The sequence below is a fragment of the Petrotoga mobilis SJ95 genome (assembly GCF_000018605.1).
GTDB lineage: Bacteria > Thermotogota > Thermotogae > Petrotogales > Petrotogaceae > Petrotoga > Petrotoga mobilis.
On record NC_010003.1, the window covers coordinates 1,336,618 to 1,350,681 of the forward strand.

A 14,064-nucleotide genomic window follows, 5' to 3' on the forward strand; every position below is an offset into this window, starting at 1 on the left:
GCTGACAGCCTATAAAATTGGTGAAGTGTTTTCTTTGTCAATTTAATTATACCATATGTTTTTGAAGGTGTAACCCACCCTTCTAAAGAAGTAGGAAAAGGGCTTCACCTAAAACAGCCCGCACATTTAAGGAAGAGACCTGCAGCTCCTTAGATCTCACTTCCTTACTATTAAGGAAGAGGGGAGGGTTTCGTCTACTTACAACTACTTCAATAACTCTTTTAGTTCTTCTATAGTTATTTCAAATATATTGTCGATTATTTGGTTTACTCTTCCTTCTTCAGCTTCTTTTATCTTTTCTTTCATCTCTTTTGTAAAATCTTTTTCAAATCGTTTACTTAATAACTTTATAGCTATTTCTTTTCTTTCTTCAAGTTTTCCTTTTTTAATACCTTTTCTTTCGCCTTCGATTATTCCTTGTTTAAAACCTTCTCGTAAACCATCTAATTTAGCTATTCCACTGTCCATTATAACCATTTTTTCTAATATTTCAAATACATTGGAGATCTTAATTTTTTCTACATCCTCTATTGTCATTTTTAATAAATTATCTTCTATGTAGTTTATCGTTTCTTCATCCACTTTTCTTATCTCATCTTTTAACTCTTCGGTTAATTGGTTATTTTTTAATTCTTCGGTTAAATGGTTATCTAATGTTTTTTTTAGGCTTTTCATAATGAATTCAATAAATCTTTTTCTTTCTTCAAGTATCCCTTTTCTTTCACCTTCCAATCTAGCTTCTTCTCTTTCCCTTTTTGCTATCTCTTCTAATGTGTCCATCTTGGCACCCCATTTCTTCTAACTCAAGTATAATAAGTTTTATAGCGCCCCTTTGCCACGCTCCCCACCCTTCTAAGGAAGAAACCTCCTGTCCATTTAACCCAGCAGCTCGTCCATAAGGACGTACTTATATACAGATATTATAACTCAAAAAACTTTCCTTAACTAAATCTACCGTCCTTTCAATTGTTGCAGTTTGTCAACATTTTTCTCAAGCCATCCTTGGCAGCGTTAGACTGAATAGGTACCAATAATGTTGTTGCATATAAAGAAATTAATAAAAATTTAACAAAGTTATGATATTTTATTTATGTTACTTTTTTGCATTTTTGAGAAAGTTAAGCAGACACTTTTTGGTAGAGAATCGCATAAATTATTCTTTTAAATTTAATGCCATCGAACTTAATAACTTATCACCTCGTTTAAAAGGTAGTGCACTTCGAAATGAATTGTTGGCAGATGTATTTTTCAAAGCTGGATTAATAGAGGCCTGGGGTAGAGGAACCATAAAAATTATTGATGAATGTAAAAAAGCAGGATTACCGGAACCAGAATTTAAAGAGGAGTTTGGCGGTTTTGCAGTTTATTTCTATAAAGACATTTATACAGAAGATAATTTAAGAAAAATTGGGTTAAATGAAAGGCAAATCAAGGCAGTAAAGTATGTAAAAGAAAAGGGAAAGATTACTAATAAGGAATATCAAGAGTTAAATAAAACATCAAAACCAACAGCGACAAGGGATCTTCGCAATCTTGTTGATAAAGGAATAGTTATAATGCAAGGGGAAGCTAAAAGAGAAATATATTATCAATTGAGCCAAAAAAGAGCCAATAATGAGCCAATTGAGCCAAAAAAGAGCCAATAATGAGCCAATTGAGCCAAAAAAGAGCCAATAATGAGTCAATTGAGCCAAAAAAGAGCCGATAGGCAAATTTGACAGTTACAAAAACGTAAGAATTCTAAAACAGGCATGAATAAATGTTCTGTTCCGGCAATCAACGACAGGACATAAAAAAATATCACTCCTCATTGAAACAATCACAACTAAGGAGTGATATTTTTTAAAAGCACAATTATATCTCAAATTCTTGAGATTGGTATAGAATTACCTTTCTACGACTACTTTACTAAATCTTTTAGTTCTTCTATGGTTATCTCTAACAAGTTATCTCCTATATAATCTATCGTTTTTTCGTCTGCTTCTCTTATCCTATCTTTTATTTCTTCGGTTAATTGGTTACCGAATCTTTTGCTTAATATTCTAATTGCGAACTCTCTTTCTCCTTCAAGTTTTCCTTTCCTTTCACCTTCAATTTTCCCTTTTTCCATTCCTTCGTTTCTTAACTTTTCAGCTATTGTCATAACTATTTCACCCCTTCCAGGCATTATTTCTTTTTGTACTTTTAATATCTCCTCTATCGTTACATCTTCCCTTACGTTTAGTAAGTAGATCATACACTCTTCAAACCATTCATGTACCTGTTCTTTTGGTAGTTGTTTTATGTATGCGAATACCCTTCTTAATCTTTCTTTAAATTCTTCTTTGGTCATTGCCGTTCCTGCTCTCATTGCTTCTATTGCAACTTTCATCGCTGTTAATCCTATTATCCTTTTTTTCCTTTTGATCGAGAAATCACATATTTCATATCGGTATGTAGGTAAGTATGTTTTTAGTTCATTTGGTAAATCTTCTATCCCTTGCACCATATTTAATAAATTCGTTTCTACGTTCCAGATTTCTCTCCCATGGTATATTACCATCGGTATTATTATTGGTACCTTTTTTGTTTTGGGATCGTATTTTTCTTCCCAGATGCTCGTAATATATCTCAACAGTTGAAAGATTACTTTCCCTTCAATGTAGCTTTTGTGTTCCATCAGAATGTATATATAGCCATCTTGTCCTTTTATCTTTGTTTTATACAACATATCCGAGAGGCTTTCTCTTAGGTTTTCATCAACATGACTGTTGTTTTCAGGAATTAAATAATCTAGGTCTACTATTTCTACAGCTTCTTGAGGTAAGTAATTTTGTAAGAAATCTCGAGCTATCTCTTTGTCACTGAAAATTAGTTTGAAGAATCGATCGTGAGGATTGTGCACTAATTCATTCATGTCTGGCCTCTCTTTTTTGTTAGATTTTGTTTGTCAATTTAATTATACCATATCTTTTTGAAGGTGTGTTATCTTATCATATAACTCTCGTATAATGAATTTTATAGCGTCCCTTTGCCTCGCAGTCCGTCCGCGTCCGTATCAAGAGTTAAATAAAACATCAAAACCAACAGCGACAAGAGGCCTTCGCAATCTTGTTGAGAAAGGAATAGTTATAATTCAGGGGGAAGCTAAAAGACAAATATATTATCAATTGAGCCAAAAAAAAGCCAATAATGAGCCAATTGAGCCAAAAAAGAGCCAATAGGCAAATTTGACAGTTACAAAAACGTAAGAATTCTAAAACAGGCATGAATAAATATTTTGTCATAACAGCTAATGTCAGGAGGCAAAAAAATATCACTCCTCATTGAAACAATCACAACAAAGGAGTGATATTTTTTAAGAACAGAATTATATCTCGAATTCTTGAGATTGGTATAGAATTGCCTTTCTACAACTACTTTACTAAATCTTTTAGTTCTTCTATGGTTATCTCTAACAAGTTATCCCCTATGTAATCTATCGTCTTTTCATCTGCTTCTCTTATCTTAGCTTTTAACTCTTTAGTTAATCTTCTACCGAATCGTTTGCTTAGCAATCTAATTTCACATTCTTTTCTTTCTTCAAGTTTAGCTTTTTCAATGCCTTCTTCTTCGCCTTCGATTCTTCCTTTTTTAAAACCTTCTATTTTACCTTCTAATCTAGCCTTTTCTTTGCCCATTTTAATCATTTTTTCTAATGTGTCAAATACATTTGTGATCTTAATTTTTTCTAGTTCTTTTATTGTTATTTCTAATAAGTTGTTTTCTATGTTGCTTATCGTTTTTTCACCGGCTTTTCTTATCTCGTCTTTTAACTCTTCGTTCAACCGGTTACTGAATCTTTTACTTAATATTCTAATTACAAATTCCTTTCTTTCTCGAAGTTTTCCTATTTGAATACCTACCATTTCGCCTTCAATTCTTCCTATGATTCTTCCTTCTTTCTCACCTTCCAATCTAGCTTCTTCTCTTTCCCTTTTTGATATTTCTTCTAATGTTTCCATTCTTAACACCCCCATTTCTTCTAAATTAAGTATAATGAGCTTTATAGTGCCCTTCCCCCGCTGCCCGCCCACAAGGAAGAGGGACCTGCGGTCCTTTCCCAGCTTTTCAACCATAAGGAAAAGATTCTTTTGTCTTTTCACCCTGCAGCCAGCCCATAAGATTAGTGAAGTGTTTTCTCTGTTAACTTAATTATACCATTTCTTTTGGAAGATAAGTTTGTGAAAAAAGTTGACAAAAGCTGTTAAAAATAGTAAAATTGAAGTGTATAAAAAAATAAAAGCCAAGGAACCCTTGGCTTTTATTGGTGGGCTCGGGTGGATTCGAACCACCGACCACCCGGTTATGAGCCGGAAGCTCTAACCAACTGAGCTACGAGCCCGTTTACGTAGATTATTATAGCATTTAAAAAAACATTTGTCAATACTTTTTCTAACAAAGACAATTTTCATATGTTATTGTGGTTTTTGGAGGGATAAATACTTCTTAAAGGAGCAATTTGTGAAATGAGCAACAACGTTGAAAGCCTAAAAAACCAAGATGACCCTGTTAAAACGCTAATACAAAAATATCCAAGAATTATAGTACTAAAGGCGGTCTTCAATCTCTTAGACAACGAAGAAAATATAGATCTCGAAAGTTTAGAAAACGAAGTCATCAAGCTATTAAAAAATTAAAGGGCTGATTAGATCAGCCCTTTAATTTTAATTTTAATTATTTGGTACATTCACTAAAGGGTAAGAAAGCTCAACTCCCACCAAACTGGCTATTTTTCTAGGAAGGTCTGTGTTATCCATAATACCTACAAATTCCTCAGCTCCAGGTCCAAAAGCAAATACAGGTACTAACGCACCAGTATGATCATGTGTTGTCCAGCCAATACTTGCTCTTGCGCTTGTAATCTCTCCTAAAGCATCCACTTTGTTTTTGGCGGATTCCAAATAAGCGACTTCTTCTTCTGACAAATCAAAGCCATAATACTCTTTCACGTTGGATTTTAGTTCTTCCATATCTTGAGAATTAGCTACAACCCAATCCGTAGTTTTTTGATAATCTCTAACCATTTCCAAATCCATCGTGTATCCACCTGATGACAAACCCAAACCTCCGGTTTCGTGGTCAGCAGTGACAATTACCAAGGTATCAGGATTTTCTTTGGCAAAATCTAGAGCAACCTTCACTGCTTCATCAAATTCAACCGTTTCTTTCCAAATTCCAAAAACATCGTTATCGTGAGCTTCCCAATCGATTTGAGAACCTTCAATCATCACAAAGAAAGGAGCATCATCTTTTGATAAAATCTCTAAGGCTTTGGCGGTCATCTCGGGTAACAATGGCTCAGCAGGTGTTCTTTCTGTAACGCTATTCATATGACTTGAAGAGAATAATCCCAAAACTTTATCTCCAGAGTATGCCATCAATTCTTGCTTGGTTGTAATATAATCGAACCCATTTTCCTTTGCAACAGAGATAAGATCTTTTCCATCGGATCTTTGTGTAGGATCAAAATATCTCCAACCGCCTCCTAAAGCAACGGTGAGGTTACTATTAACCAACTGTTCAGCTAATACTTGTTCGGCATCTCTATCGTTCGTATGTCCATAATAAGCCGCTGGTGTGGCGTGGGTTATCCTTGAAGTTGCAACTACACCCGTTTTGTAGCCTTGCTCAGCTAAAACTTCCGCTATTGTTGGCACGACTTCACCTTCTGGAAGCATTCCGATAAACCCGTTGTCCGTTTTGTGAACTACTCACCGCTAAAGAGGTAAGCTTCCTAATTCATAGACCATTGCAGCAACGAATGCCCGTCTTACACAGTCTCCAAAGGCTTTACTTCCCCCAGTTCCTGGGGTAGAGTCAGTTTATACAGCGACTAGCTGTTTTATCCCACACTGCCTAATATTAACGGCAGCATTTACATCTCTATCATGTTTAGTTCCACATTCAGGACATACCCATTCCCTATCAGAGAGTTTTAAACCTTCATTCTTATACCCACATACACTACAAACCTTAGACGAAGGTTCGAACATTCCTATCTCAATTACTTTCTTACCTAGTCTCTCTGCTTTGTATTTTAGGAACGTTTTGAATTGATACCATCCTGAATCTGAGATACTTTTAGCTAAGTGGTGATTCTTTAACATGCCTCTTATATTGAGAGTTTCTACAACAAAGAGATCAGCTTGGTTCTCGCTGATTTCTTTCGTTAGTTTATGCAGAAAATCCTCTCGTGTATTTTTTATTTTCTCATGTATTCTAGCAACTTCTAATTTTGCTTTGTCCCAATTCTTAGAACCTTGTTCTTTGCTTGAAAAAATTTTATATGCATGTTTTAGTCTCCTTTCGTACTTAGACAAAACTTTAAGAGCTGGATACTTTGTTCCATCGGATAATACAACAAAATCTTTCAATCCCATATCCATACCGATTGAGTTTTCGTAATCTATATCTCTTTCTGGGTAAGAACCTTCTACTTCAAAGGTTATTGACACAAAGTATTTGTCTGTTGGAGTTTTAACGAATGTACAATTTTTTATCTTTGCATTTGGATCTATTTTTCTATGGACTCTTACTTTAATACCTTCTTTAAACTTTGGTACGAAAAGAATACCGTATTTATCATTACCCTCATTTTCATATAGTTGTATATGTTGAGGAACTCTAAACGATTGCCTACTTGATTTCTTTTTAAATTTAGGGTGCTTAGCTTGTTTCTTGAAGAAACGTTTATAACTAGTCTCCAAATCCTTTATGGACTGTTGTAATGATTGAGAGTTAGCATCGTTTAACCAATGATATTTTTCAGATCTTTTAAGAACTGTCAATATTTTACACCATGTGTTGTAGTTAACCATAGACGTTTTAGTATTTTTATATGCATTACTGGAGAATTCTAGGAATAAATTGTATATAAATCGAGTATGTCCGAAATGTTGGCTAAATTTCTCAACTTGTTCGTTTGTTAGATATAACCTAAACTTGTATGTTTTTAACATCCTAAATTCTCCTTTGTTAGATAATTGTATACTATAATTATATCACACAACGAATTAATATAGTCTCTATGTATATAATTTTTGCACATCGAATTCATCTCGTGTTTGAAAACACAAAATTTTGGGTTTGTTCCTCCAATATATCTTCCTATGTTGAACATTAATGAGCTAGTAGAAAAAGAATTAGAAAAAGCTAAAATAACTAATCGGGTAGGAGGTAGATAATTAATTTATCTACCGTCCTCCCACACCACCGTACGTACCGTTCGGAATACGGCGGTTCAACAGAATTGATGTTTTAGGTTATACGTTTCCAGGATCGAAGTTAACCCCATTTCCTTAAGGCGTTTATTAGTTAGTGTCATTGAAAGTATCGGGCTGTTGGAGATCCTCCAATAGCCTTTTCTTGTGTTTGCATATTCCCATGCTTTGTAGGTGTTTAGTCCTAATTTGACTAAGTTTTCATGTTTTGTTTTGATTTTCTTCCATTCCTTCCAGATACACATCCTAATTCTCCTTCTGAGCCATCCATCAAGACTTCCCGCTACCGATTTCATGTTTGCTATTCCATAGTAGTTTGTCCATCCTGTTATTATTTGTTTTATCCTTGACAGCCTGTATGCCATGCTTCTTCCACTGCTTCTCTTCGTTTCTCCTTTTAACTTCTTTTTGAATTCTTTAATGGATTTTCCATGGACTCTAATTTCGTACTTCTCTTCTTTCACGTAGAAGGAGAACCCTAAGTATTTGAGGTCCCAAGGTCTGACTACTTTGCTTTTCTTGCTATTCACTTTTAGCTTTAATTTCTTCTCTATGTATTTTGTTATACTTTCCATCACCCTATATGCGGATTTCTCGCTTTTCACGTATATGTTGCAATCGTCTGCATACCTGCAAAACTTGTGTCCCCTTTTCGTTAGTTCTACGTCAAGTTCGTGGAGCATTATGTTGCTTAGTAATGGGGATAGCGGTCCCCCTTGTGGAGTCCCTTCTTCAGTTTCTATTACTACCCCATTTACCATTACCCCACTCTTGAGGTATTTCCTTATCAGGGATATCACTCTGCCATCTTTTACGTCTTTTGATATTATCCTCATCAGTTTGTCATGGTTGACTGTGTCAAAGTAGCGTTCTAAGTCTATGTCCACTACCCATGTATGCCCTTTGTTTAGGTATTCTTTGCTTTTTCGTATGGCTTGTTTTGCATCCCGTAATGGCCTGAATCCATAACTGTTATCTACAAATTTCTTTTCGTAAATAGGTGTCAACACCTGGGCTATGGATTGCTGGATTACTCTGTCAATTGATGTTGGTATGCCTAGTAGTCTTTTCCCTCCATCCGGTTTCGGTATTTCTTTCCTCCTTACCGACTTCGGGGTGTACCTTCCTTCAAGGAGCTCTTGCCTTAATTCTTCTCCGTGTTGTCTGAGATATCCAAAGAGTTCTTCTACTTTCATCCCGTCTATCCCAGGGGCTCCTTTGTTGGCCTTTACCTTCTTGTATGCTTTATTCATATTATCCTTGGATAATATCTTTTCAAGCATCCCTTCACTGCATCCCTTATCATCGTTTCTTCCTCTTTCAGACGTAGAAGTTATACTAGGCGCTTCTACATTATTTTCAGGCTCTCCCTTATCTTCATGTAGGAAACCTTCTAATCGAAGTTGTATGCTTTTTCCGTGTCCCTTCGCATCTTTCAAGATTCGAAACCTCCTGTTGTTCAGTCCTTCCTCATCTTCCAATGAGTACTATGACTTCTGCTGACTTCTCAAGATTCAGCCATACATTGCTGCATGGGTTGCCTTAACAGCGTATTCTTGAGATCTCCCCAGGTAAGTGCAATAACTTTCATCCCATCTATCCGCCAGATTTACTCCGTGAAGTTCTGGATAGCTGTTGGACTTCGTTTTGTTATGCAAACTTGTCCACTCCACTTAGCCTTGTATCTGGTTCTTGTTCATCGGACCGGGACTTTGCCTTGGGCTTCCTTCAGATTCCACCTCACGATGGACACCCTTGCCTTCGACTAGTGGTTCCCGCTACCTGGCCCACAACGGACTTTCACCGCTTAGCTATTGCCCATGCTGGGCGCACATAAAAAAGACGCTCTTTATGAGCGTCAATTTTTATTTTTTTGCTTTTTATATTTTCATCCGAAAAGCTTTTTTGCCAGTTCAGCTACTCTTTTACCTTGAATTCTTGCAATATCGAGTTCTATGCTATTAGGTCTATTCTCATCATCTTGTGGAATTATAGCAGATGCTCCATAAGGAGTACCTCCATGTATATTTGAAGAATCACTTAAATTTGGTTCGGTAAAAGGCACCCCAACAATAATCATACCATGATGTAAAAGAGTAGTATGAAAGCTAAGGATCGTTGATTCCTGACCTCCGTGTTGAGTACTTGATGCTGTGAATACACTACCTATTTTCCCCACTAAACTTCCTCCAGCCCAAAGAGGTCCTGTTGTATCCAAAAACTGTCTCATTTGAGCAGCCATCATTCCAAACCTTGTAGGAGAACCAAAAATAATTGCATCAGCTTCCGTTAGGGAATCTAAGGTTGCTATTGGTATATGTCTGAAGGTCTCCTGAACTTTTTTAGCTCCAGATTTTATTAAAATGTCTTCAGGAATTGTTTCCGGTACTTTATATATTTTAACATCTGTTCCTGGAACTTCTTTTGCTCCTTGGGCTTCAGCTTCTGCCATTCTATAAATATGTCCATACATACTGTAAAAAATAATATTTACTTTAGCCATGAAAAATCCTCCTTTATTACGACAAATTTAGTCGTATTTATTATATCAGTAATATATTAATAATATTTGAATGATATAACTTTTATTGATTAATTTTATCTTTAAATGGATAGATTAAAACTAAGGATTATATAGGGACTTTAGAAATGAGAATTTTCTAAAATGTAAATGGTAAAAGAAAAATGTAGGAAAAGTTGCAAATAAAAATGTACAAAAATGTACATAAAAATGGTATCCTTCTCTTAGTATTTGAATTAGGAAAAGGAGGAGAAGGATATCGAGATGAAAGAGATGAAAAAGCAGATAGAAATAATAAAGGTGATGGGAATGAAACCGAATTTTTCTGAATTAGCAAGGATATACTCAGTAGATAGAAGGACAGTGAAAAAGTATTACGAAGGATACGAAGGGAAAGCTAAGAAAAGGAATAAACCGAGCAAATTAGATAAGTATTACGATGAAATCAAGTTAAAACTTTCAATAAAAGGGGTTACGATAAGAGCTGTATATGAAAAGATGAAAGATGACGGATTAGACGTAGGGACATATTCTAATTTCAGTAAATATGTAAAAAGGAAGGAGATGAAACCAGAGAAATCAGTGAAAGGGCATCCAAGGTTTGAAACATTAGAAGGATTACAAGCACAGGTAGATTGGAAAGAAGATATAAAACTATATTCGAAAACAGGAGGAAAATTTGAATTCAATGTATTTAGCTACAAGTTAGGATACTCGAGATACTGTTACTTTGAATACAGGAAAGAAAAGACACAACAAGATGTATTTGAATGTTTAATATCGGCATTTAAGCAAACGGGAGGTGTTCCAAAAGAGATATTGTTTGACAATATGGGAACGGTTGTTGACATCAACGGAACTGCTAGAAAGATAAACAATAAAATGAGGTCATTTGCAAGGGTGGCAAACTTTCCTTTCTTGAAAGGAACGGAAGATTTTGACTTTCAACCAGCAATAAATAAACAGGAGATATTGGATTTAAAAAGTTTGAGATTTGTAGAGAACAAAGAAAATATATTGTTTGTAGGAACACCTGGAGTAGGCAAGACACACTTAGCAGTTTCAATAGCAATAGAAGCAGCAAAACACAGATATTCGACTTATTTTATCAATTTCTATGACTTAATGTCACAACTAAAAAAAGCGTTGTTGGAAAATAGGCTAGAGATAAGATTGAAACATTTTGCAAAATACAAAGTACTTGTGATAGATGTAATAGGTTATTTACCAATAGATAATGACAGTTCTAATTTGTTTTTTCAATTGATTTCAGAGAGGTACGAAAAACATAGTACCATAATAACAACAAATACACCGTTTTCTGATTGGCAAGAGATATTTGGTACTCCAATGTTAGCTCAAGCTATTTTAGACAGACTTTTGCATCATTCGCATGTGATTTCAATAAAAGGCGAATCTTACAGACTAAAAGAAAAACTTGATTTATTTTCAAATGTTTCTAATTCTTAATTCTATTTTTTGTACATCCGAGTATTGACTTTTACATAAGAAAATCGAACGTATTTGTCAATATAAAAAATATAATTATTTTAAAAGTAAGAAATTGAATCATAAAGATGATTATTTAGATTAGAACGATTCTAATTGCTCCTAATTTTCAATAATCAGCCTTGACTAGGAAAAAATATAATGATATCATTAAAATGAATCGATTCATAATACCCACTTCAGAAATAGCAAATAATAGGGGTTAAGCTGAGGTAAAAAAGATTAAATAAAAGGAAAGAAGAACTAAAATATTGAATTCCAAGGAAAATGCTCTTTGAAAAAGTCAAAAAACTTAAAGAAAGATAAAAAGATACAAGAAAGTACTCATTTTGAAGAAAAAACAGGAATAAAAACACTCCAGTTAGTCAATAACTTGTTGTTAGAAAGTATTGATTATAACTAAGATGACAAATCAGCAAACAGCAGTCTCATACATCTTTAGAAAAGTTTCTATAGGCATAACAATTGTATTTGTTTAAAGGACAATTGGAAGGATTATCACAAACATATTTATTTCTAAGGATATTCCTTTTAGTCTCACGATAGTGAGAATGAAGAGAAAGAGGTTTACCGCAATCACCCACTAAAGGTTTCTTGGAAGAAGTTCTAAGAGGAATAAAAGCGGTAGACTCACTACAAAGGTTATTAGGATCAAAGACACCCATATCGATACCTCTTTTAACGGTAGAAGCGATAATATCATCGAGTAAAGAAGTATCAAAAGACTTCTTAAAAGTCAAGTATGATAGTCCCCTATTTAATTAAAAAAATTTTAAATATTTTCTATTTAAAAAATCCTCATTCAGTCATACTTCTAGGTTGAAAGTAGCAGTTGTTGTTTATTCAGGTTACTATTTCTCTTTTCCTTTTTAATTTTTTTGCTGTATAATTGCCATGAGCTCTCAGTTCTTGATTTTGTAATTTGTAATGATAGTCAGAATCATATTTTTTCCCACTCTTTACCAGTGAATATATTATTCTCAACAATTTTCCCGCTACGGCTAACACAGCAACAGTATGTGATTTACCTCGAGTACGTAGTTTCATGTAATAATTCTTGAAGTATTCATTGTTTTGAATAGCAACGATGGCAGCGATGTAAACAGCTTTTCTTAGGTATCTGTTACCTTTTCTATTGATGAACCAGCCTTTTTTCATTTGACCTGATTCCTCTGTACGAGGATCGATGCCAACGAAAGCCACCAGGGCAGAAGCAGAATAGAATCGGTTAATATCTCCTGTTTCTGCTACAATATTTAAAGCTGTTTCATTGAAACCATCAAGAGATTGTATTAATTCTACCTGGTTTTTAATTACATCGTTTGATGAATTGTTCAAAGTTTCTTTCAATTTTTCTTTGAAGAGCTTTTGATCTGATTCAAGTTTGAACAACAATTCTATTCTTTTTTGAAGAGCTAACTCATGCGCATCGTTGCCACTTGCTATTGAATTTTTAGAAAGTTCAATGATTTGGTCCAACTTATTTTCATCGAAATACAATTGATTATCTATCTTCATCGCATCAATAAGCTGTTTTTTGTTGGTTGTAGCGATCTTCCTTGCAGAAGGGAAGTTATACAATAAATTCATTAAACTCTTGATAAAGATATTAGATTGAAAAGATTCCAATTCAGGGAACAAAAGGTAGACATAACGTTTGATTTCATTCTTAACCCTTGAAATCTCCTCAGAAAGGTTAATGATCTCGCGAGAGTATTGAGTGAAATTATCTATCTCCTTAGAAGAAGGGATGTTGTCTGGATACTTTTCTTTCAGCCAAATGGAGATCAGCTTGGAATCAATGTTGTCGTTTTTAGAATGGCGAAGAGTTTCACTTTTTCTGAATTCTTTCAACAAAAGGGGATTAATGATATGGACATCATAATCGTGTTTAAGTAAATAAGAAAACAAATGTTGATGGTAAATAGAAGTGGATTCCATACCAATTATAATCTCTCTTTTGTTGAACTTTTTAAGAATTTTGTCGAAAGTGGTGAAACCACTCATATTCTGTTTGAATTTACCACTATCGATTTTGGTCCTACCTGAATCGGAGATGTAGTAATGAAAAGAGTTTTTAGAAATATCAATACCTACAAAATACATATTTTTTCACCTCGCTTTAGTATTGTTTGAGGATCCGCCTTTTGCAATCATCCTTCTAATACGGCCTTGAAAGGTCAATCAAGTATCGGATTTATGGGCGGAAAGTGGGTAGCGAACAAACTTTTAAACGAACTTAAAAGTTCAGAAAGAATAAGCGTTCTACTACCCACTCATTTTTTAAAGAAAATAGTTGTTTATGCTTATATTGTATCATCAAATATCATAGAAGAAGAAAAGGTAGACTCAGAAGGGACAAAGTTAGCAACAGGGTTAAAGCCAATAGCTTGAGAGAAAAAAGGATATGATCTAAGGAAATGAATCAACTCTCTAGTATTAAACCCTTTAACCTTTTGAACGAACAAAGCTTTAAGTAAAGAGTGACGGGAATAACCAGTTCTACCAACATGAGGATTGTTAAATTCAGGAACAAATGACCAATTTATTTGATTTATCAAATCGAGTAAATATTTAAACTCAGAATATTTATTAAAATAATCGGAATAAACAAAATTGAAATACAGTTGATTGGATTCAGAATGAAGAGATATATGGTTGACCTCCTTACGGGATAATAAACTTGTGGTACCAAATAGATTATAACGCAGGGAGGTAACCACTTCAAACACAAGGTATTAAAAGTTAGTTAAATTCTGTGTTTTAGAATTTCTGAAGTGGATATGAATCGAT

15 protein-coding genes, 1 tRNA gene and 1 pseudogene are annotated in these 14,064 nt (G+C 34.4%); 5 read left to right on the forward strand and 12 right to left on the reverse strand.

Annotation, left to right across the window (positions count from 1 at the left end; translation table 11 throughout):
* Window positions 1-204: 204 nt before the first annotated feature.
* Window positions 205-780 (reverse strand): RpnC/YadD family protein, encoded by a 576-nt coding sequence (locus PMOB_RS10825; protein WP_012209064.1) that lies wholly within the window; start codon window positions 778-780, stop codon window positions 205-207.
* A 296-nt stretch (window positions 781-1,076) separates the two neighbouring features.
* On the opposite strand from PMOB_RS10825, the gene PMOB_RS06410 reads away from it, so the two are divergent.
* Window positions 1,077-1,646 carry an ATP-binding protein gene (locus tag PMOB_RS06410; protein WP_012209065.1) on the forward strand — a complete coding sequence of 190 codons (570 nt, stop codon included), beginning with the start codon at window positions 1,077-1,079 and terminating at the stop codon, window positions 1,644-1,646.
* Window positions 1,647-1,900: 254 nt separating this feature from the next.
* Here PMOB_RS06410 and PMOB_RS06415 read toward each other — a convergent pair whose 3' ends face one another.
* From PMOB_RS06415 to PMOB_RS06430, 3 genes are all read right to left on the reverse strand, one after another.
* Window positions 1,901-2,896, reverse strand: coding sequence for an Rpn family recombination-promoting nuclease/putative transposase (locus PMOB_RS06415; RefSeq protein WP_012209066.1), 996 nt, complete (start codon window positions 2,894-2,896; stop codon window positions 1,901-1,903).
* A gap of 499 nt (window positions 2,897-3,395) precedes the next feature.
* Window positions 3,396-3,983 (reverse strand): RpnC/YadD family protein, encoded by a 588-nt coding sequence (locus tag PMOB_RS06425; RefSeq protein WP_041534092.1) that lies wholly within the window; start codon window positions 3,981-3,983, stop codon window positions 3,396-3,398.
* A gap of 303 nt (window positions 3,984-4,286) precedes the next feature.
* Window positions 4,287-4,363 (reverse strand) — tRNA-Ile (locus tag PMOB_RS06430).
* Between the two features lie 124 nt (window positions 4,364-4,487).
* Here PMOB_RS06430 and PMOB_RS10620 point away from each other — a divergent pair.
* Window positions 4,488-4,658, forward strand: a complete 171-nt coding sequence (locus tag PMOB_RS10620; RefSeq protein ID WP_155811074.1) for a hypothetical protein — start codon at window positions 4,488-4,490, stop codon at window positions 4,656-4,658.
* Window positions 4,659-4,691: 33 nt separating this feature from the next.
* Here PMOB_RS10620 and PMOB_RS06435 read toward each other — a convergent pair.
* From PMOB_RS06435 to wrbA, 5 genes and pseudogenes are all read right to left on the reverse strand, one after another.
* Window positions 4,692-5,711: pseudogene (locus PMOB_RS06435) on the reverse strand (alkaline phosphatase); the annotation flags it as partial.
* Between the two features lie 132 nt (window positions 5,712-5,843).
* Window positions 5,844-6,980, reverse strand: a complete 1,137-nt coding sequence (locus PMOB_RS06440) for an RNA-guided endonuclease InsQ/TnpB family protein (protein WP_012209069.1) — start codon at window positions 6,978-6,980, stop codon at window positions 5,844-5,846.
* A 281-nt stretch (window positions 6,981-7,261) separates the two neighbouring features.
* Window positions 7,262-8,680: a group II intron reverse transcriptase/maturase gene (gene ltrA, locus PMOB_RS06445; RefSeq protein ID WP_012209070.1), complete on the reverse strand. Its 1,419-nt coding sequence runs from the start codon at window positions 8,678-8,680 to the stop codon at window positions 7,262-7,264.
* 75 nt (window positions 8,681-8,755) lie between these two features.
* Window positions 8,756-8,899: an arginase gene (locus PMOB_RS10625; protein ID WP_155811075.1), complete on the reverse strand. Its 144-nt coding sequence runs from the start codon at window positions 8,897-8,899 to the stop codon at window positions 8,756-8,758.
* A 230-nt stretch (window positions 8,900-9,129) separates the two neighbouring features.
* The gene (wrbA, locus tag PMOB_RS06450) at window positions 9,130-9,744 is read right to left on the reverse strand and encodes an NAD(P)H:quinone oxidoreductase (RefSeq protein ID WP_012209071.1); all 615 of its coding nucleotides are present in this window, start codon (window positions 9,742-9,744) and stop codon (window positions 9,130-9,132) included.
* An 849-nt stretch (window positions 9,745-10,593) separates the two neighbouring features.
* On the opposite strand from wrbA, the gene istB reads away from it, so the two are divergent.
* The gene (gene istB / locus PMOB_RS10830; protein WP_269207900.1) at window positions 10,594-11,232 is read left to right on the forward strand and encodes an IS21-like element helper ATPase IstB; all 639 of its coding nucleotides are present in this window, start codon (window positions 10,594-10,596) and stop codon (window positions 11,230-11,232) included.
* 313 nt (window positions 11,233-11,545) lie between these two features.
* Window positions 11,546-11,674, forward strand: a complete 129-nt coding sequence (locus PMOB_RS11025; RefSeq protein ID WP_269207883.1) for a hypothetical protein — start codon at window positions 11,546-11,548, stop codon at window positions 11,672-11,674.
* A 25-nt stretch (window positions 11,675-11,699) separates the two neighbouring features.
* Here the strand turns inward: PMOB_RS11025 and PMOB_RS06465 are convergent, their stop codons facing one another.
* On the reverse strand, window positions 11,700-12,011 hold the full coding sequence (locus PMOB_RS06465; RefSeq protein ID WP_041534093.1) for a hypothetical protein: 312 nt from the start codon (window positions 12,009-12,011) through the stop codon (window positions 11,700-11,702).
* A gap of 103 nt (window positions 12,012-12,114) precedes the next feature.
* Window positions 12,115-13,377, reverse strand: coding sequence for an IS110 family RNA-guided transposase (locus PMOB_RS06470; RefSeq protein ID WP_012208365.1), 1,263 nt, complete (start codon window positions 13,375-13,377; stop codon window positions 12,115-12,117).
* Window positions 13,378-13,470: 93 nt separating this feature from the next.
* Here PMOB_RS06470 and PMOB_RS06475 point away from each other — a divergent pair, with 93 nt between their 5' ends.
* Window positions 13,471-13,665, forward strand: coding sequence for a hypothetical protein (locus tag PMOB_RS06475; protein ID WP_012209073.1), 195 nt, complete (start codon window positions 13,471-13,473; stop codon window positions 13,663-13,665).
* Here PMOB_RS06475 and PMOB_RS11165 read toward each other — a convergent pair.
* Window positions 13,578-14,003, reverse strand: a complete 426-nt coding sequence (locus PMOB_RS11165) for a transposase (protein ID WP_081429261.1) — start codon at window positions 14,001-14,003, stop codon at window positions 13,578-13,580. The two genes, PMOB_RS06475 and PMOB_RS11165, sit on opposite strands and share 88 nt — an antisense overlap.
* Between the last annotated feature and the right edge of the window lie 61 nt (window positions 14,004-14,064).